Below are 20,544 nucleotides of genomic sequence, written 5' to 3' on the forward strand. Positions count from 1 at the left end.
CTTTCTCTTATAATAATTGATCCAAGATACGCTTAGCGTTCTCCCAATTTTTTTTATTTTCAAAATAAGTCTCATTTCCTTTTTTGGTAATTTTATAATACTTTCTTCTTCCACCTTGGGTCTCATCCCCCCAATAAGAAGTTATATCACCATCACTGTCTAGCCTCTTAAGGCTTGAATACATAGTTGCCTCTTTAAGTTCATACTCACCACCAGAGTTTGAATGTATCAATTTTGATATTTCATACCCATATTTATCACTGCTCATCAATAATTTCAATATAATTGTATTCGTATGTCCTCTGAGTAAATCAGAGGACATTTTATTATCTGCCATTGTGTCACCTCCACATTAACAATATACATCATATTACTATGACTGTCAAGGTACTGTTATTGTAGTTATACTGTTATTGGTTTGTGTATTTAATATAAATAAATATTATTTGGTTACTTTTTCTATTTGCTCTAAAATTGGATTCACGACTATGTCACAAAGTGTACTTTGTGACATAGTCTTATAAGTACACTTTTTGTATTTCAAATATACAAAAAATTTATATATGAAATATTTCATCTGACTTGTATACATTTTGAACTAAATTTATAATTATCATATAAATTTTTGAAGGAGTTATATAATATGAGAAGTTTTTTTATGGAAGAGTAAGTAGTAAGGATCAATCTTTAGAAAGACAAATTATTGTGGCTAAAGAGATAGAAATAGAGGATGAATATATTTTTATATGGTGCAGTTCAGTATTGTGTTACATTCAGGTTATCAATACGAGCTTAACAAAGTAAACCCATATCTAATTATATGGGTTTACTTGTATCGACATAAATGAAAAATGTGAATTAAACATTATTCAAAATTTTTTATATACTTTTATATAAAAATGTCGTTTAGATTACTTACAGGAATTTTTTGATTTAAAATTAACAACTAACATAATTAAAAATCCAAAGGTACAAACCCATGCAAAAATGTCTCCTATTGAAGCATATATTGTTTTTACCCCTTCTATCGGAACATAAGATATCATAACCTTATTATCTGTATTAAAATAATCCATTGAAGAAATGGTATTTCCTAGATAATCAGTTGATAGTGAATATCCATCTTGCACTTGTCGGATTATTGAGAATCCATTTTCCACTGCTCTGAATACAGCCATTTTTGTATGGATAGGGTCTATTTCTTTCCAATCTGAACTCGGAAGAAGTAGAATATCTATATTGTCCTTCCCAGCTTGTCTTATGTATGAGGGGAAGTCTGCATCAAAACAAATAGCGTTTCCTACTCTTCCATAAGAAGTATCTACATACTTAATTATTCCATCGCCAACCCTATCATTATCTCCTATCACTATTTTTGATTTAAGATATGTATACTTTATTTTACCTTTTCCATCAATAAACACAGATTTATTTTCATCATAAGCATTTCCTTGCTGGATTGTACACAATGATAATAAAATATTTACATTGTTTTGTCTTGCAATACTACTTACTTTATTTAGCAATAAATCTTCATCTTCTTTAAATGTAGGTGTGCTTACTTCATCCCAAAATATTATTTTTGCACCGTTTTCTGCTTCCTGTTTTGTTTTATTTAATAATTCATCTTGTAGAATACCTACTTTTTGTTTAAATAATTCTTTATCCTCCTTTGAATAGTTTTCATTCTTCATAGCTGCATGTATATCTTTGTTCAGGTATTTATGTGGTACACTTATCGATGCAACTTTTACAGTTTTATCTATTGGCTTTAATATAATAGTCCTAAGTCCTCCAAATAACATCATTAAAGTAAATACAGAAATGAAAATAGCTGTTCCATTCTTTATTTTATTAATATTAAACTCGTTTAACCACATCCAATTCGCATAAGAGTAAAACCAATATAACATAAAACTTATACCCCAAATTCCTGTAACAGAAGCTAGCTGCATTAAAGGCAAATTGCCATACTGAGTATAAGCGAGAGAACCCCAAGTTCCATAAGGACTGACAATGGAAAGTGCATACTCAATAGTTACTCCTGCAAATGGAAGAATAAAAGTAGATTTAAAACCTTTTATTTTAGGTTCAATAATTCTATCAATCAAAAATGGCAAGTAAAAAACTATGCTGAGTCCTGCTAAGACGGGATATTCAATCCAACTATTAATACCAGTAACACCTTTAAATGAAAAGAAGATTGTTACAACTAGTACTAATAAAGGCAGAAATAGGCCCTTTACATTTTTATTTATCCTATAGAAATGAATAAGAAATACTGGAGCAATCCATGATGCAATTGGTATTACCCATCTCCCATTGAAGAACACTAAAAGAATACCACCTATAATTAACCATATATACGAATTTTTTTCTTTTGATGATAAATCCTTCTTCATTTAATTTACCACACCCTTTCGTTAAAAATAGTTTTTAATTCTACTCTATTTTGTTGCGTATTATTTTACAATTGTTCATGTATCGTAGAATCACGATTGATGTACCATTTAAGAAAAGTATGACTCAACTTTAAGTAATACTTTTATGTATTTATATTTGTTGTAAAACTGGAGTAAATGGCACTTTAGTAAGTTCAATGCCCTTAAGCTATAACTTTCATTTTTTGAACTTCTCATTATAGACACAACCTGCCAAGTTTATCTAATGCCTTAGTAATTTTTGCAATTGTTTATGACGAACTTTAAGAACAATGTGAACCAATAATATTACCTACGTTTATATATAAGTTTTCTAATAATATAAGCTATAACAACACCTATACATATTATTAGAAAAATTATAATCGGTCTGTATTTGTGAAATGCAAATAAATCTTTGCATACATAACCTGTAGTAAAGACAATAAAAACTAATGTAATTAATTCAGGTGCTAAACTCCTACCCGGATTCAAATTATTTTGAACCAAGGGTAATTTATTTTAGTTTAATCCTCTTAAAAAGTCTGTCTGAATAAAACCCCAAAAATCCTGTGCAATTGTTCTGTAGCCTTGAACAGTCGGATGAACGTCACCAGGAAGATATTTAGTTAAATGCTTGTTCATTGATGCCTGGGTGTCAACATAAGTTGCTCCATTACTAGTAGCTGCAAGTCTTATTTTATCATCCAATTGTTCAAGAAGAGGCAAAAATCGAGGCATATCTGGTAATGCATTGTAATAGCCCATTACATAAATTTTAGTATCTGGCCTACAAACTTTTATTGCTTGAATTATCTTTTCTAATTTAAACTGAACTGCCGTGATTTCAATCCCAAGTATTGCCGTGATTTTTTGTTCAAGGGTTTTTGAAGAAATCAACAATGATTGTAGCTCTGCTGTCTCCATGGAACCGGGATAAGTTTGTAGCGTTTGTTGTGGAGTCATAGTACTGAGTTGATTTGCCCATTCAATCACCCTAAAAATGTCGTTAGCCCCAATATCCAAAGTAACAATTTCAGCGTTATTAAGGGCAGATTGAACGTCAGTATCAGTAGTAACCTGATTTAATACGTTCTGTGTAGTCCAGCCGGATACGCCATAGTCGCCGTAGCCACCTAAAACTCCAGCATCAGCAAGCTTGTTTACTATGATATTTGTATAACCATAGGAATCATTGTTGCCATATGGAGTCTGTCCTGCCGCCAAGGAATCACCCAATGATACATAATCATACAGCGGAGAAACAGCGCCAAATACTGTTCCATTCATAGAAAAAAGAAATACTATAATAAGAGAAATTACCATTGATGTTTTTGACATTAGATATTTTAACATAATTAAACACCTCACTTTACGTATTTATAGATATACATAGAATTATGAAATTATACCATTTTTCAATGTTTTTCAAACAAAATAAAGAAAGGTAAGTTTCCTCACCTTATTAATTACACTATTAATAGCTCTAAAACCTTGTTTATACCCTCATTTGCAATTATAATTAACAATCTTTAATTGAATTATATAATTATATAAAAGTTTTATCATCTATACAATTTTAATTAAGTTTAATTAAATTTAACTCAATTCTTATTCCTTAACTTTATATGATGCAGTAAATAAAATTTTATAAATAGTCTATAATTTAAAATACTATCCTTTTAATATGATAACTTATGAGAACAATAAATGCTCTAGCGGCTTGATGACAACTAATTATTATTATATATATTAATCTACACGACAAAAAAGAAGCCTCTTTCAGCTCCTATCTTATTTTACGAGTAATTTTACACTTAACTATTTACTCTCAATATCTTTCTTAGCCTTTTCAATTTTTTTGTTTATTTTATCTGCTTGTTTTTGGTTAATTACCTTATTCTTCACCAATTTATCTAATCTATTAATGCTACCTTTAGCCTTCGACCAATTCTTTGTTACTTCTTCCATTACTTTATTTGCTTGAGTCTGTGTTATTGTTTTAACTTTAACTAGACCCTTAAGAGTATCACTGTAAATAGTTTTCATAGCTGTCGAGATACCTTTTTCAGTATCATTAATGACCGTTTTGGGATTCATCGGTGCCTTTTTAGTAGTAGAACTACAACCAGTAAATAACATAATAGATATACAAACTAAAATAAATATTGAAGTAATTTTTCCGTTTTTCATTTTCACACCATCCTAAGATTATTTATTTTCCAACTTAATTTATCTTTAGGATAATCCAATGAAAATATACTATTTTTGTATTCTACTTAATAATCTTACTAATAAATCTAATTAATATATTTTTAGACTCACTTTCCTGTTTAGTAACTGCTACTTCTTCTTGACCTTTCTTAATTTCATTATCTACCATATTTATTTTATCTTTTTCAAATGTTACTGTGAGTTGTTCAAGTTTTTCAATTAGTAATGTTTGAAATTCTTCAGCCACTCTTTTTCGTTCTTCATTCCTTTCTTTTTCAATATCCTCTAATACCTGTAAACTGATACAATATATAAAATTCTTTTCTTTCGATTTTGATTTTACGCTATCAGTAACGATGAATGCAAACATAATCATTGATATAATAAAGCACCATATCCCACTAGTAACCCCTAATACTGTATGAAATGTAACTCCAGCAATTTGAATAACACTATTAATTAATATTGTCAAAGCTATAACCATTAGTTGTAAATTTAAATTCGTACCCTGACCTTTATAATGACCAATTTTCTTTTTTAAGGTTATCTTCTCAATGTTTATGTCTAAATTTTTATACTTTTTATAGAAATCATAGAGCTCTTTATATAATCGTTTATTCACTATTCGTGATTGGTCTTCTTTAGTTTCATTAAAAATCTTTTGATACCATTCAAAGCTACATTTTTTAAATTTTTCATTTTTAACCATTATTACCACCTCATAATCCCAATTCGCCATAAAATGGTAAAATCCTCTAATTGTTATTACAAAATAAAAAAGTACCTGAATTAACAGATACTTTTTAATAAATTAATCATATATTTATTGCTTTGAAGTCTAAAGTCCAATTTTCATAAAGCCCACTGTGAAAGGTAAATGTTTAAACTTTCTTGTACCTGTATGTATAAATCCTAAATCACTGTACCAATTCCTTAATTTCGTACTTTCTTCAATTAATCCAATAGTCATTTTATTACTTCCCATTTCTCTGACTTTATCCATTGCAAAAATAATCATTTCTCTGCCATAACCTTTATGACGATATTCTACCAATACAGCAAGATTATTCAGTGCAAAACTCCCACCATCATTCTTGTTAAGCGAAAAATAACCTACAATGATACCATTATCCAGATAAGCAAACATTGGTCGACCTTCATCATACTGCTTATATAATTTTTCAACTTTCATAAAACTTGCATTCCCTGGACAATTCTCTTTTGTAAGACTAAATTCTTGTGCTACTGTTCCAAAACTTTTTTTGATTACTTGTACACATACTTCAATCTCATCTCTTTCTATCTGCCTTATCATTTTTATCACTTCCATACTCACATTTTTTAATAATCTTTACTTCGTAATATTACACGATTATTCATCAATCGTAATTTATTGTGAACTATTTAGAAAATTTGCGAACTAGTAATCTTCTTCGCTACAATAAACCATTGTCCATATTTCTATTTAGGATATTCCTCGCCAAAGTATTTTATAAATATGTCCTATACTTATAAAAGAACTCTCTAGCCAAGGCGAACGGCAACATTTTGTTAGGCGCCGCCTATTTTTTAACGTCTGGCATCTTTTCTCTTAAATGATTCATTAACTTCCCCAGAAATTAATAATGAATATACCTTTGGTTAACGTTAAGCATTACCCCGAGTTTGACTTTCTCTATATTCTCTTAGCTCATCAATATTAAAACATGCCACAAATATTCCTTCTTCTTCCCCCGCCTTAACAATCAGTGTATTTCTTGAAATCCATTCTTTTCCCTTTATTATTTCACGAGATGAAACAACCTCAAAAGCCATAGAATGTCCATTACAAGTACCTTTAGCATAATTGGTTAATGCAACACCTACCATGTTTTCATAAGCTCTTGTTTTTAACTGACACTTCCTAGTTTCATCAATTTCACACGCATTAGGAATTAGGATTACTTCGGCACCTTTAAGCATTAAAATTGTTGCACTTTCAGGAAATTCTCGATCATAACATATCATAGCTCCGATTTTTACACTGCCCATAGAGGTATCTAAATCGCAAGTGTAAAAATTATCACCAGGTGTGCAAAATGCTTCTGTGGAAAAATCACAAGTATGTACTTTTGCATATGTAAGTGCAGAATTACCAAACCTATCAATTAAAGAAACTGTATTTCTAGGTAAACCTCCCCTTCTCTCTAAATAGGTTATCCCAATTGCCATGTTCAGTTCTCTTGCTAGATTTTTAAAACTTATGAAAAACTCGTGATTTTGATCTATTGCTGTTTCTTTCCACTTTTCGACCTCTTCTATTGTTTTGGGAAGGGAATATCCGTTATTCCACATTTCAGGGAATAAAGCAATATCAGCCCCCATTTTCTTTGCTAATCTACAATATTCATATCCTTTTTTCAAATTCTCCTTTGCATTACTATTTTGAATTAATTGTAACAATGCAACTTTTAAAATGCCCATAAAACACACCTCCGAAATTAATGATATTCTAGTAAAGATGGCGACTAACTACGGTATTCATGACAATCATCAAATAAGTATTAAATTTCCAACTACAGATTATAGAGACAACCTGCACAAATAATCTGATACCTCTTACAGTTGATTATGACGAACTATTATTGAAATGCAACGTAAAAACACCGTAAATTCAGTTATGAATAATACGGTGTTTTTTATTCGCTTTTAGTAGTTACGACGCTTAATAAGAATATTATTCATTATGGTCTGAAGACCAATAGTTAAGGTTATCGCTAATATTATAAGACAATTTTTGATCCCTTAAAAGTATTATATCTTCATCTGGGTATGTAGCAAAATCACCTTCTTCACGAGTTTCTACATCAAGTATCTGTAATAACTCTGTGCTATTATTTATAAACTGATGTGCAATATTTTTTCCTGCAGGTTTTGAAATAACATTACCAGCCTTTATTAATATTTCTTCTCCATCCATTCTTAATATGCCTTCTCCTCTCATTATGAGAAAGAACTATTTTTGAATGTGTATGATACTTTGCACTTTTCCTCCCGATTTTATTAAATCTATATTGATATAAATTTTTCACATCCTAGGGCATCTCCAATTAATACTGACTTCATTTTAGTTTGAAAATCAGGGTCATAATATACTCCTTGGATATATCATCTAAATTAAATATTCTATTCATTGTATCTCTCCTTTGAATATATTAATAAGTAATATTATACCATTTAAACCTTATTTATAGAAATTATAGCATATCATATATACTCATACATCACTATATTTCTATAATTGTAAATACCGTATTATTCAATTTTCAAAGAACATTGTCTGTACTTCAAATTTCAATAGTTATGTCACCCTATAATCAAAGTTCGACATATATATATCCGTTATTCTTTACCTAAGAGATCTCTTTTTAAACATTACTTTTTATCTGACTGCGATGTTCCTACACTCTTTGATCATTTTCCCAACTTCTCAATATAGACATTATATACTTCATCTAACTCCTATTAATTATGCAAACAAGCCACCTCGCGCTTTAACATTTTTCTTTTATTAATTCACCATAAAACAATTTTTCTCCTGCGATATTTATTAAAAAAGGTAAAAATTACTTTTAGATTTTACATTTGACTATAAGTTTTGACACCCCCGTATACATTGATTGTAGGTTATTATTTTACCGTTATCAATACTTTTAAGTTTTGAGTACGATGGGGACTTCAATATCAGCAAAAACATTATTTTTAGAGTATAATAAATATATAATTTAGGGTATAGCCCAGTACGAAATAAGTATGAGTTTTAATTATAGTTTTAATAATTGGGGGAGTTTTCTCCCTCTTTTTTTCGTTGTTTTATTATAATTAATTTTTAGGCAAAAAAATAGCCACCTATATAGTATAAATGTTTATTAAAGTAGCATAATAAAATTATAATTTATTTAAGAAGAGGAGTGACTACTTTGAATGATGATAAGTATTTAATTGCAAGCATAATTGGAATAATATCTATAATACCAAGTGAGATAGTTAGTCAAATATTGATAGGTTTAGGCTATAATAAGTACAGCACTTGTACCCTATCCAGTTTACTAATTACAGGTGATAAACCTTCATTAATTATGGGCATAATTGTAAATTCAGTGATTGCGGGATTCATTGCGATCATATTATATCAAACAATTAGAAAAATAGGTTCACAACATTTAGTCATAAAATGTGTTGGGGGAACTCTATTGATATGGTTAACTTTAGAATTATTATTTTCGATTTTTATTGAACGTAAGTTAATTGCTCCAAGAGGAATGAGTGGTTACTATTCTCATTTTTTGGGTGCTATTACTTTCGGAATTACTGAAGGAATGCTGTTTAATAAATTTTTATTTAATAAAAACATGGTCCATAAAGACTAATTGGTTTTAGTATTATAAAAACAAATATAGGATTATCCGCTTACACTTTCTTTACGCTTTCATAATTGGATAAACCTATACAACAGGCTATTTGAAAATTAAAAATCTATTTTAAAGCTGTTTTATATCTTATTTTTTTTAATGTCATACGATTCTAACTCCTTCATCTTTTATTTATATTTTTCGATAAATTCATATAGTGCTTGAAAAATAATATCCTGCTGTTTAACCCCTCTATGTTCGTCCAAAAAAAAATTAAACTTATCTAACACCTCACTATACAACTTCATATTTTTTGATATTAGAGTTCCTTCAAAGGACATAATTTTAAGTTGTAGTGGTTCTAGAATCTCTATTATGTTATTTTGCCTTCTGTTTCTTTCTATTAAATCAATAAGCTCTGTTTTTAGACTAGCTATTTCCAGTAAGGCAGGAATTGCTTTTCCCAGTTAGCTTTCTAAATACATATTTAACTTTTTTTCTTTCTCTTGCTTTTTAAAGTTTTCTAAAGCTTTCTCACTTCTTTCAATTGGTTTATTTTTAATTTCTGAAATATTTTGAAAGCTTTTGCTTTCCTTCCCGGGGATGTTATATAAAAAAGTTTGTCTATTGTAGTTTATACCAGTGCCTATAATGTTTTTAGCAAATTTTTTTTTTTCTATTCGTTCCAAGGCTATGTATAAATTTATCTGTTTGGATCTTATCCTCTTTTAATCGACTCCGATTTGCTATCGTGTTTTTATTTAATGCTTCGGCAATTTCTATAAGTTCATTATTTATCTCCATTTTTAACACCGCCCTAATTATATTCTACACTTAATCATAGGGGTTCGGTCAGTGTCATTTAAAATAAACTCCAGATACTGATTTACCGAATACGGATAATTATATTTGGTTGAAATGTTTTTGGAGTTTATCACAATTTTGCATGCTTTTTACCTCCTTTTTGGTTAATTTTTTGTTGCTTTTTTCAAAACCCGCAAACATTTGGTGTATAAGGGCTAGAACCTACTTTTAAAAAATTAGCTTTCATTTGTGCGGTTACAAAACCATACAATATAATCAAGTTAATATGAGTTCCGATTCCTTTTTTACAGAAGTAGAGGTGGCAGATTTTAATTTTATCTTGCTCACAACCCTTTATATAAAAATAGACCCCCTTAATGGGGTAGTAATCGCTAAGCGTAAATTTACCACGTTAAGACACATATTACCAAAATGACGATGAATTCAGAGAGAATATTAAATATACTCATGTTAATTTAATGTTTTTCTCAAAGATTTTACATTAGCTATATATAGTACTTTTAATGGAAGATACGGACCATTTCGCAAGCCGGTTGGCTTGTCTTGGCAAAGAGATTATAGAATTAAAGTAGTAACCCAAAGCAGTAGTGATCCATTTTTGCTCAATATTGAGAGTTTAAAAGATATAACTATATGGGGCAAAGTCAGTGATTTGATAAATGGAAGTGTTGACTATAGAGGAGGAGTAATGATTCCTAATTGTCGTACTTAATATTATAAATAGATTAGTAACTACTAAAAATTTAATTTATCATTGGAATACCGTATTATTCAGTAAAATGAATTTTACGGTGTTTTTTTATTAAGTTAATACGGAGTCTGACCAAAATTCGATATAAATAGTTCAAGCATATACAAATAAAAAAGACCCGCGATTAGCACAAGTCTTTGATAATTTATTGAATTCTATTTCATACCTAACATCATTTGAATACAATTCACTAGTTCTTGTCCATGCATACCACATTTATGAACGCATTCAACAATGCATTGAGCAAAAGTTTGACATGTCATTACAGCACCTCCTATAAAGTATATTGTAATTATAATCCAAGGTTATGTAGATATTATGAAGAAAACTCAAGTAGGTCTCTTTTATAAGTTTATAAAATCAGCATATAAAAATAATTCACATTCCAAAAATATCTCGACATAACTTATAATAAATTGTACTCCTATAACCTATAATTCCCTTACTTTAATATATTTAATTGTATGTAAAGTATCATTCATAATTATTTACACTTATCCTATATAATTCGTTTATATACAAAGGGTTATAGTTGTTTTATCATGTTATGTTTTATTGTACATATTGTAATATATGCAATCCCTATCGTTTATTAATTATCAAAATGTCCCTATGTATATAGTTTATTGATACACCTACTATACTAAAGCGTTCGTCTAGATCTAATATAATAAATGGACTAATTATATGTATATTCACCACCATATAATGCCACTTTGAATGCTATTAGTTCACGTTCATCTGCGGTATACTCTATCCGAACTACTTTATGCATTGTAATACTACTCGTCCACACATAAGTTCACGTTTTGTCCAGCAACATTCAATGTATTATAAAAATCTTATTTATTATTAGTTGTTGTATCATCATCATGTAATTTTCTATATTTTTGTTGGTTATGAGCTGTTTTTCCTATTCCTACTATGATTAATTTATCATCATTTTTTGAAAAGTTAAAAAACATAGCTCCCAATTTAGCTCTGTTACCTACATCTATTCGAGACCACTCATAACCTCTAAAAAGATCTTTTACAATAAACTCTTCATCCTCTTGTATTTCATATATAATGCCTTTTGCAATTTGAAATAAGTCTTTAAGGGGTGTATTACAATCAATTTTCATATTCAAACCAACCTCCCGTTATTGTATGGCTACTAGCTATACAATAACATAGATATCTATGGGACTTAATCATCTCTTATCTTGTTAGTACCTTTTTTTAAGTATCCTTGACATATGTTGTAAGCCTACCCGTTCACGTTTTGTCCAGTAAAAGTTCCCTTTATGTGCAAAACCAACCTCTTTTCAATTAAAATTCTATAGGAGATCTTATTATCATTTATTAATATATGTAAAGTATGGTTCTATGGATTATTTTATCATGACCAACTGCTGATAAAACTATTATACTAGACAATGGATCTAAATCCATTCATTCAGTAGTCTTTTATATCTATTATAAAACAACCATGTTATACTATCCCAAAGGCGGTGCATTTTATGCAACAAATGAGAAAGAACGTAACAATATCCTTACCTATACTCCTAGTTAATAAACTTAAATCTCATGCAGAAGAATTTTCAATCTCCTCCGATAAATTAATACATGATGCCATTGATGAGTATCTAATTAACCATAAGGATATTCAATATATAAAAGATATTGAAGACTTAATTTTTGAAGATGACGAATTAACCGGTACTAACACAATGTCCCAAAAATGACAATTAAACCTTTACAATATGTATTTTTAAATATATAATTAATTAACCTATTATGCTTAACATATAGTAATTTAGTATTAATTAAAGTTGTATTCTCTCCAAAGAGTACAGCTTTTTTTGTATCAAAATAAAGATCCTCCAAGATAATGTCAAAATTTAAGCCTAGCAATCATGATAGGCTTCGTATTAATAAGAATAATGTGAACCTATCTAAATGTTTAGATTTCTTTAAAATCATTATTTCACTTTTTAAGCACTAACTAATATATCGGCATTTACTTATGTATACTTATTTCTTTACTAATTTTCTGTGGTTAAAAATATTTTTTATATTATTCATACACCTTTTCCAACTGATTTACTAGATGCTTTTGTGTCTGGAACACGCCCATTTTTTTCCATTCTAAATATAACTCTGGACTAAATACTATCTTACTTTTAAAAAAATAAATTTTAATAGATTCAAATGCTACCTTTGAACTATCCTCAAATTTTGATTCTGCCATATTTAATGCACACATTATAATATCGTCCTTTATAAATACAATTGCGTCACAGCGTGGAATTAATTTAACAACTAAATCTGTTTTTTTTCCTTCTCGTTCAAAAGATAATTTTTTCAAAGAATGTATGCGCTCATCCGTATCCAATTCAACTTTATCTACTGACCCAGCAAAAACCTCATCAAAGTATTCAAAAACTCCATCAAGCTGATATTCCCAAGATGCCCACCACGTTTCTTCAAGCCCCTTACTCGCTAAATGTATAACACTATCAATTTCTTTTAATATATCGCCTTCAAAATGTCGTTCTGATTTCCTAATTGTTTTGCTATAAAAACTCTTGACTAATCCAAGGCTATCATTGATTATAATTAATATTTTATACCATCCAAAGTCATCCCAATACCCAAGATGAGTCATTGCATTACGCATTTTCCCAAGTGATACCAATACTTCATAAGCTCTATCTGCTAATTCTTCTTTAAATATAGATTTTAAAATTTCTATACTCTTTTTGTATTCAATAGTTTTGTATGTGGTATCTTCCACCTTACCCGCTATCCAATAATCCATATGAGAATCCCTACTGTTTTCTACATACTTCTGATGTAACAGCCTTGCAATGAAATCATCAGATACATCAACCGTAAAAATTAACAATTCATTTACATCATACAATATTTTTTTAGTAAACAGCTCTATTGCATTATGAAATGCCATTGTAGAAAATTTTAATTCACTAAAATGTTCATCAATACCTAAGCCCATATCATCAATATTTTCTAAAAATTTGTTATAATGAATCAACCCAAACCATAACGAATCAATTCCATTATTCATTATATGAAATTGCATTGTTTACCTCCTACTTAAGCCTTATTTTTTAGTAAAACTAGATCTTTAATTATCCTAATGGATATATATATCGCATACCTTAGGCTTCTATCTTATAAAAGCCAACAATATTTTCTTTACTAACAGATTTATTATCTTTCAAACGCATTATTGGATTATTAAATCTAGTATTCCATACATCATGATATACCTGAACTAGGTAGTATATTACATACTTATAAGTCAAATATATTTTAGATTTTATGGTCTTAAATTTAGTATGTTCATCAAAAATAATATCTTTGATGTCAACTAAAAAACCTAATGCATATGATGTCGATATTTTTCTCCACTCGTTTACAATATCTTGTCTATTAAGCACATAACATATGTCCGAGACAATTTCGGGACAATCCTTTATATGTTCTACATTACTATCTTCCCAGAATAAGTGATTAAATAAAAAGCCATTTATACAATTATCAATATATTTTCCTCGTACCTTTAATCTCTTTTTTATGCGATAAGTGTATGAACTGTCAAAGCTATTCCAATCTACTATTTCAGTGGTATGATAAGTAATTAACCCTTGTGCCATTTCTTTAAAAGTGATTCCTTTACTTGCTAAAAACTTACTAATGTCTGTAGTTTTAGTCAGAGCCCTAGCAAGGCAATATATATCTGATTCATTTGGTAGAGTTGTTCTTGTAGTAAGATGTGATATAACACATCTATCGAATTTTATGATTTCAAACAAATCATTATTGCAGTTAAACTTAACACCTATCGTTTTAAAGAATTTACTTAATTTAATATCTTCAACAATAATATTATTAAATGGTACTGAATACTTCAAATAGTTATTTATACTTTCTTCACTACAACCACAAATATATGATATTGATTCAATAGTATCCTCATACGAAGTTGTCCATAGTACTTTTTTGTCCACAAAATCCCCCTTTATAACTTGAATTCTGTAACTTTCTAAGCAATACTGTATACTTTGACTAACCAAATGTTTTTCTAAACCTATTTTTACAACCATATCTCTATTTTTTTCTTACAAGTAGCAATCAACTCTCCATATGTTTAGCATACAGCTACATATTAATTAAAGCTTTTGCCTTATATTTTTGGTTATCCATGTATACGGTTCACCGTACCTTTGTATCAGCGGTATTCAAATATACTTTAATTTGATGAGTAAACTAAGTATACTCATATCTAACATTTTATATCTCTAAATCTTCTTCAACACTTAAATAATCCAAATCTTCATTGTTTATTAGATTAATAAAAATTGTATTTATTGTTGAAAAAACTATCCATACAACCTTTATAAACTCAAACATACTCATTTCACTAGGATTAATGTCTCTAAGGTGGGCAATTCTATTTCTATACTCTAAACCAACCTCATTATCATCTTTTAACAAGTAATATCTTGTCCATCTTAAATGATGCTCACCTAACACTTTCAACATTACTTGGTTCAGATTATTACCATTTCCAAATATAGCACCCAAGGTGATATTCTTCTCAAAGAAAACAGTATTATCAATCGAAACATATACTAGTCTTAATATCTTTTCAAGGAAAGAAATAATATATATTAATTTATTGAATAGCGCAATTCCATGTTCGTTGTTTTTTACCACTTCACGAAGAATATTAATTAAATCATCAATATTATTATCTAGGTTTTCAAATTCAGTGTCGTGTTTTAGAGTTTCAAATATACATCCTATTACGACTTTTAACGAATTATTAAACTCTTCTGCTACCTCATCCTCACTAAACCAATAAAGCAATTTTGATGAATGAACGGTAATTAAAATGTCAAATTGGCTTTTTCTACTTGAAGTAAAGTAATCATTTGTATTAGGAGAACTAGCTATAATGTCTGTTACAGATCCCTTAAATGAAGTTGATGATTTTATTAGGGCGGATACCCATAACTTTGCTTCGCTCATTTCGTGGCTAATAGTTAAGTATCTTGTAAGTGGAACAACTTTTCTGTTCTGTTCCATCCACTTCCTATATGGCTCAGTTGAAAACTCGTATTTAAACTCTTGCCCTGTTTCCATAATTTTTTTATTTACTTTTTCATCTATTTCTCGAATGATTAGTGTTAGCTCCTTCGCTTCATTCATTCTTAATAGATACAATGTATCATAGGCAACTTTTAAATCACCTTGTAAAGAATATTCATCCTCCATATGTTTGTATCTTTCAACGATGTTTTCAAATACTTTTCTGCCACTTTCTGTGGCTATATTAACAAAACCACGCTGATACAAAACTTTCACAACATTACAAATATCTTTGAACCTCATTCTTGATACTTTATGGAAATTATCAACCATAAGTAGTTTTAAAAGCTCTTGATTATTCTTTTTTAAAATATCAAATAATCCTTCAAAGTTATCAAATGCGAAGTATGTATGTTCATTAATAAGATATTGAAAGATTCTACTATCCTTTAACCCAGAATAAAACATAATCATTAACTCAAGTGTTGCCTTCATTAATCCCATATCAGAAAGTCTATTAGCAAGCGTAAATATCTGTTCATAATTACTTTGAAGACATTTTATTATCGGTCCATTTGTAATAATCTCTTTATGTTTAGTTGAATATTGTATAAGTTCTTGTAAATGCTTACGAAAATCTTCTGGAATATCATCAATGTGTTCTTCAAATTTAAGAATATGATCTAAATACAAATAATCGAAATATTGTTCTTCATTATCTAATGAGACTAATTTATGAGTATCAAAATAATCACAGATTAACTGTCTATTATCTATTAAGAACTTTATGTTATGGTAAGTTGCTAATTCAGCTAAATCATACTTTTCTATTGTTAAAAAGTCATTGGTTTCTTCACGAAGATATTCAATTATATTCATTCATCCACCTCCTACTATTATCATCAAATACTCATTTACAAAACCGCAGTAACTTATGATACGGTTCACCACTCCAAATTCTAAAACTTATTAAGAATTTACATTTTCTCTAATCATCATAACTTCCCATTATAGACAATATATACTTCATCTAACTCCTATTAATTATGTAGTACAAGCCACCTCGCGCTTTAACATTTTTATTATATTAATTCGCCATAAAACAATTTTTCTCCTGCAATATTTGTAAAAATAGGTAAAATAAAGCTCAAGAATATACCCCAGAGCTTATGATTCAAGTTTCCAGTGATGACATTTATACTACTCGTCATACTTTTTAACTTTACTATGAATGATATGTTTTATAATTAGTCTTATAACCTTATGATACCGTATGGAATGTTGATATATGGTGCTATGAATTGTGAATCATTTGGTACACCTTTCCTTCCTAATTCTAAATTTATCATATATCAAGCATTTGTTTAATATTGTAAATGTATAGCAATTATTAAGTGGTAGGTTATGAGTAAATATGATATTCCGTTATTTAATACAGAAGATTTATTGAAAGAAGTTAATTTACTAGACGTGTTTCATGTTGAAGCAAGGGTAAATGTAATAAAAAAATGGAGCAATAATGATTATATTAAAAGCCAAAGTGAAATACAGTTAGGGGGAGAATTTTTTAAGGACATATTTGTTGATGTTTTAGACTATAGTACTGTGACATCTGGTGAAAAAGATTGGAGTTTATGTATAGAACAAAAAACAGAAGTAGATGGAACTAAACCGGATGGCGTATTAGGATTATATTCAGCTAGCAATACAATGGGTAAAACGCAAGCTGTTATTGAATTAAAGGGTCCGAATATTGATTTAGATGAAAAACAAAAGAGAAATGCTAAAGATTATGGAACACCAGTTGAACAGGCGTTCAGTTACGCTAGCAAATATGATGGATGCAAATGGGTATTGGTATCAAATTTTAAGGAGATTAGGATATATAAAGTCGGAAGAAGCCAGAATTATTATGAAAAATTCTTATTAGAAGACATTCAGGAACAAAATGAATTTAAAAGATTTTACTTATTACTATGCAGGAATAATTTAATAACAAAAGAAAATGAATCAAAGACTGAAATGTTGAGTAAACGAGCTTATAATATTGAAAAAAATATTACTAAGGAATTTTATAGTAAATATAAGTTGTTAAGGTTAAGTTTATTACATGTTATAAAAGATAATAATCCATATTTAGACATTGACCAATGTATCAGATGCTCACAAAAATTTTTAGATAGAATTGTTTTTATATGTTTTTGTCAAGGAATGAAACTTATAAAACAAGACGAACTAAAAAATGCTCTAGTAAGAGGTAAATACTCATATAACGGTATATGGATTGAAATCAAGGGATTATTTAGAGCTTTAGATGAAGGTAAGAAGACACTTAATATAAATAAATTTAATGGAGAATTGTTTAAATTTGATACGTTTCTTGATAATTCTAAGATACCAGATGAGTTTTTTGAAAATCTAAATGATATTATTAATTATAAATTTTCAAATGATATTAATGTGGAAATACTTGGTCACATATTTGAACAATCTATAACAGATTTAGCGGAATTAAAAAAAGAGTTTACTGGAATTGAGGATTATGATAATGAAGGTAGACGAAATAAAGAAGGAATATTTTACACACCTAATAATGTTACTAAGCTTATAGTTGATGAAACTCTAGGAAAATATCTAGAAAAAAAATTTAATGAAATTGTAAATTATTACAATTCACAGGAGATTAAAGTTCTTAAGGACATTGAAGGGAAAAAATTAAACAAGACTAACAGCAAAGAATTATTTATATATGTAGCATATAGAGATATATTAAGAGATTTAAAAATACTTGATGCTTCTTGTGGATCTGGTGCATTTTTAGTACAGGTATGCGACTTTTTGAGCAAAGAATACGAGAGAGTGGAAAGAAAGATGGATTACTTAAAAAATAATCATTATGGCCAAATTAATTTATTTCAGTTAAACCAAGAAATCTTAAGTAAAAATATTTATGGCGTAGATTTAAATGAAGAAAGTGTAGAAATAACAAAATTATCATTGTGGCTTAAGACTGTTGAAAAGGATAGGCCGCTGCTGGCTTTAAATCGGCATATCAGATGTGGAAATAGTCTAATCAATGACAGTCCAATAACAAGTAAAGCGTTTGATTGGAATAAAGAATTCCCAGAGGTTTTGGAAACTGGAGGATTTGATATAATTATTGGGAACCCTCCATATTTAAAATGGAGTTTAATTAATCCAAGAAAGCCATTTGAAACAGGTCAATACTTAGGTATTTCTTATAACTGTAGAATTCACCATGAGGATGCACAACCTAATCTATATATTTTCTTCATTATTCTTTGTATGAATTTACTTAAGGATAAGGGTTCTTTAGGATTTATAACATCTCAGGAATGGCTGAATTATGAAAAGTTAAATACTGTGAAAAAATCATTGTTAGAGAATGGAACAATAAATAATATAATATTTAATAGTAAGTATTCTGTATTCATTGATTTAGATGGAACTACTATCGGAACAAATAGTTCAATAATAATATATGAAAAAGGAATTTTTGAAGAAAGTACTTCTATAAATATTCCATTAAATGAAGAGGAGATGTATTTTAATACAGGAAATTGTTCAAGTATTCCGTATAAAATTACTCTTAATGAAAAATGGAATAGATATGGTATTACCTCTGAAATAGATCTAATAATGCATCAAATTAGTGGGATTGAATCTATATCTTTGGACAATAGAGATTATTTTGACGTATTTGGAGGATTCCAACCACCTATAAATAAATTACAATACTTTACATTGACTGAATCGGAATATTTGATGGTACCTAAAAGCGAAAGAGAAATTGTATATAAAGCTATTTTAAATGCTGATTCAATTGATAAATATTTTATGAAGAATGAGGGAGTTTTCTGGATTGTAGCTAATGAACTAACAAGTGAAAGCGATTTTAATAATACGTATCCATATTTGTATAGACTGTTGAAGAGTAGGATAAAATCAATTAATGATAGTACTTGGTACAAGTTTCCTAACATTAGAAATCTAGACAAATTTAAATCCATGGAGTTAAAACTTCTAGCGCCTAGAACAAAAAAATATAATGCTTTTTCATTAGATGAATCTAAACATTTATTCAAGGGTACAAATAGTGCTATTTATGTTAAAAAGGGATTTGATGTTAAGTTTGTAATGGGAATACTAAACGCTACTCTATTAACATTTTGGTATAAATTCGAAGGAGATGCCTATCATGGTGAAACCAGAAAATATGAACCTAAATCAGTGAAAAAGTTTAAAATACCTGTTGTTGAAAAAAACATTCAAAACAATATTGCTAATAAAGTCCAGAATATTTTAAACAATGGTATCTCTATAAATTATTTAATTATTGAGTTTAAAGAATGGCTTCAGTTTAACTTTAAAGTAAATATTGAAAATAATTTTTATAAATTAGAAACCCATATATTTATCAAAAAGTATTTTAAACAAAACTCTAAGTTGCTTTCTCCAAAGGACTTAAATATAATAAATAATTATTTTAATAAATATAGTGAAGGCTGTAGAGACTTTCTGAATAATAATCGATTACTAATTCAGGAGATAGATGAGATAGTTTACAACATTTATGGTATAGATGAAAACCAGAAAAAAATCATTAGAGAGTTATAGATGCTATAGATAAACCAGTCGTATCAACGGTTAGTAACGAAAAATTTAATTCAACTAAATTTCAACTAAGTATACACGAAGTGAAAAGGCAGATAATAATTAGCGACTATATAAAACTTTGACTGCCGAAGCATGCTAACTGGCGATTATAATCAACACTTGCCACCCTACTTCTTTACTGAAATTAAACTAGATAATAAAAAAG

17 protein-coding genes are annotated in these 20,544 nt (G+C 28.7%); 4 read left to right on the plus strand and 13 right to left on the minus strand.

The genetic code is table 11. The annotated features are described in order from the left end of the window. Positions 1-7 precede the first annotated feature (7 nt). From LGK95_RS01245 to LGK95_RS01280, 8 genes are all read right to left on the minus strand, one after another. Positions 8-337 carry a PadR family transcriptional regulator gene (locus tag LGK95_RS01245; RefSeq protein WP_226121331.1) on the minus strand — a complete coding sequence of 110 codons (330 nt, stop codon included), beginning with the start codon at positions 335-337 and terminating at the stop codon, positions 8-10. A 574-nt stretch (positions 338-911) separates the two neighbouring features. Further along, positions 912-2,402 carry a nitrilase-related carbon-nitrogen hydrolase gene (locus LGK95_RS01250; RefSeq protein ID WP_226121333.1) on the minus strand — a complete coding sequence of 497 codons (1,491 nt, stop codon included), beginning with the start codon at positions 2,400-2,402 and terminating at the stop codon, positions 912-914. 540 nt (positions 2,403-2,942) lie between these two features. Then, the gene (locus tag LGK95_RS01255) at positions 2,943-3,791 is read right to left on the minus strand and encodes an SGNH/GDSL hydrolase family protein (protein WP_226121335.1); all 849 of its coding nucleotides are present in this window, start codon (positions 3,789-3,791) and stop codon (positions 2,943-2,945) included. Between the two features lie 450 nt (positions 3,792-4,241). Beyond that, positions 4,242-4,613: a hypothetical protein gene (locus tag LGK95_RS01260; RefSeq protein WP_226121337.1), complete on the minus strand. Its 372-nt coding sequence runs from the start codon at positions 4,611-4,613 to the stop codon at positions 4,242-4,244. 82 nt (positions 4,614-4,695) lie between these two features. Further along, on the minus strand, positions 4,696-5,343 hold the full coding sequence (locus LGK95_RS01265) for a hypothetical protein (protein ID WP_226121339.1): 648 nt from the start codon (positions 5,341-5,343) through the stop codon (positions 4,696-4,698). 129 nt (positions 5,344-5,472) lie between these two features. Then, a complete protein-coding gene (locus tag LGK95_RS01270) occupies positions 5,473-5,949 on the minus strand; it encodes a GNAT family N-acetyltransferase (RefSeq protein ID WP_226121340.1) in 477 nt (158 codons plus the stop codon). 332 nt (positions 5,950-6,281) lie between these two features. After that, the gene (locus LGK95_RS01275; protein ID WP_226121342.1) at positions 6,282-7,097 is read right to left on the minus strand and encodes a carbon-nitrogen hydrolase family protein; all 816 of its coding nucleotides are present in this window, start codon (positions 7,095-7,097) and stop codon (positions 6,282-6,284) included. 253 nt (positions 7,098-7,350) lie between these two features. After that, positions 7,351-7,617, minus strand: coding sequence for a cupin domain-containing protein (locus LGK95_RS01280; protein ID WP_226121344.1), 267 nt, complete (start codon positions 7,615-7,617; stop codon positions 7,351-7,353). Between the two features lie 976 nt (positions 7,618-8,593). Here LGK95_RS01280 and LGK95_RS01285 point away from each other — a divergent pair. Continuing rightward, the gene (locus tag LGK95_RS01285; RefSeq protein ID WP_226121346.1) at positions 8,594-9,043 is read left to right on the plus strand and encodes a hypothetical protein; all 450 of its coding nucleotides are present in this window, start codon (positions 8,594-8,596) and stop codon (positions 9,041-9,043) included. Positions 9,044-9,492: 449 nt separating this feature from the next. Here the strand turns inward: LGK95_RS01285 and LGK95_RS01290 are convergent, their stop codons facing one another. Beyond that, positions 9,493-9,714, minus strand: a complete 222-nt coding sequence (locus LGK95_RS01290) for a hypothetical protein (protein ID WP_226121348.1) — start codon at positions 9,712-9,714, stop codon at positions 9,493-9,495. Between the two features lie 674 nt (positions 9,715-10,388). On the opposite strand from LGK95_RS01290, the gene LGK95_RS01295 reads away from it, so the two are divergent. After that, the gene (locus tag LGK95_RS01295) at positions 10,389-10,562 is read left to right on the plus strand and encodes a hypothetical protein (protein ID WP_226121350.1); all 174 of its coding nucleotides are present in this window, start codon (positions 10,389-10,391) and stop codon (positions 10,560-10,562) included. Between the two features lie 881 nt (positions 10,563-11,443). Here the strand turns inward: LGK95_RS01295 and LGK95_RS01300 are convergent. Further along, entirely contained in the window at positions 11,444-11,725 is a 282-nt protein-coding gene (locus tag LGK95_RS01300; RefSeq protein ID WP_226121352.1) for a DUF1413 domain-containing protein, read from the minus strand. Positions 11,726-12,112: 387 nt separating this feature from the next. Here LGK95_RS01300 and LGK95_RS01305 point away from each other — a divergent pair, with 387 nt between their 5' ends. After that, complete coding sequence (locus tag LGK95_RS01305) at positions 12,113-12,328, plus strand: hypothetical protein (RefSeq protein ID WP_226121354.1); 216 nt, start codon at positions 12,113-12,115, stop codon at positions 12,326-12,328. Positions 12,329-12,660: 332 nt separating this feature from the next. Here the strand turns inward: LGK95_RS01305 and LGK95_RS01310 are convergent, their stop codons facing one another. The 3 genes from LGK95_RS01310 to LGK95_RS01320 all read right to left on the minus strand — a co-directional run bounded on the left by LGK95_RS01310 (position 12,661) and on the right by LGK95_RS01320 (position 16,580). After that, entirely contained in the window at positions 12,661-13,686 is a 1,026-nt protein-coding gene (locus LGK95_RS01310) for a hypothetical protein (RefSeq protein WP_226121357.1), read from the minus strand. Positions 13,687-13,765: 79 nt separating this feature from the next. After that, positions 13,766-14,617: a hypothetical protein gene (locus LGK95_RS01315; protein ID WP_226121358.1), complete on the minus strand. Its 852-nt coding sequence runs from the start codon at positions 14,615-14,617 to the stop codon at positions 13,766-13,768. A 283-nt stretch (positions 14,618-14,900) separates the two neighbouring features. Continuing rightward, positions 14,901-16,580 carry a hypothetical protein gene (locus tag LGK95_RS01320; protein WP_226121361.1) on the minus strand — a complete coding sequence of 560 codons (1,680 nt, stop codon included), beginning with the start codon at positions 16,578-16,580 and terminating at the stop codon, positions 14,901-14,903. A gap of 525 nt (positions 16,581-17,105) precedes the next feature. Here LGK95_RS01320 and LGK95_RS01325 point away from each other — a divergent pair. Then, positions 17,106-20,339, plus strand: a complete 3,234-nt coding sequence (locus LGK95_RS01325; protein ID WP_226121362.1) for an Eco57I restriction-modification methylase domain-containing protein — start codon at positions 17,106-17,108, stop codon at positions 20,337-20,339. The last annotated feature ends 205 nt before the right edge of the window (positions 20,340-20,544 follow it).

The organism is Clostridium algoriphilum (assembly GCF_020443705.1).
Lineage (GTDB): Bacteria > Bacillota > Clostridia > Clostridiales > Clostridiaceae > Clostridium_AD > Clostridium_AD algoriphilum.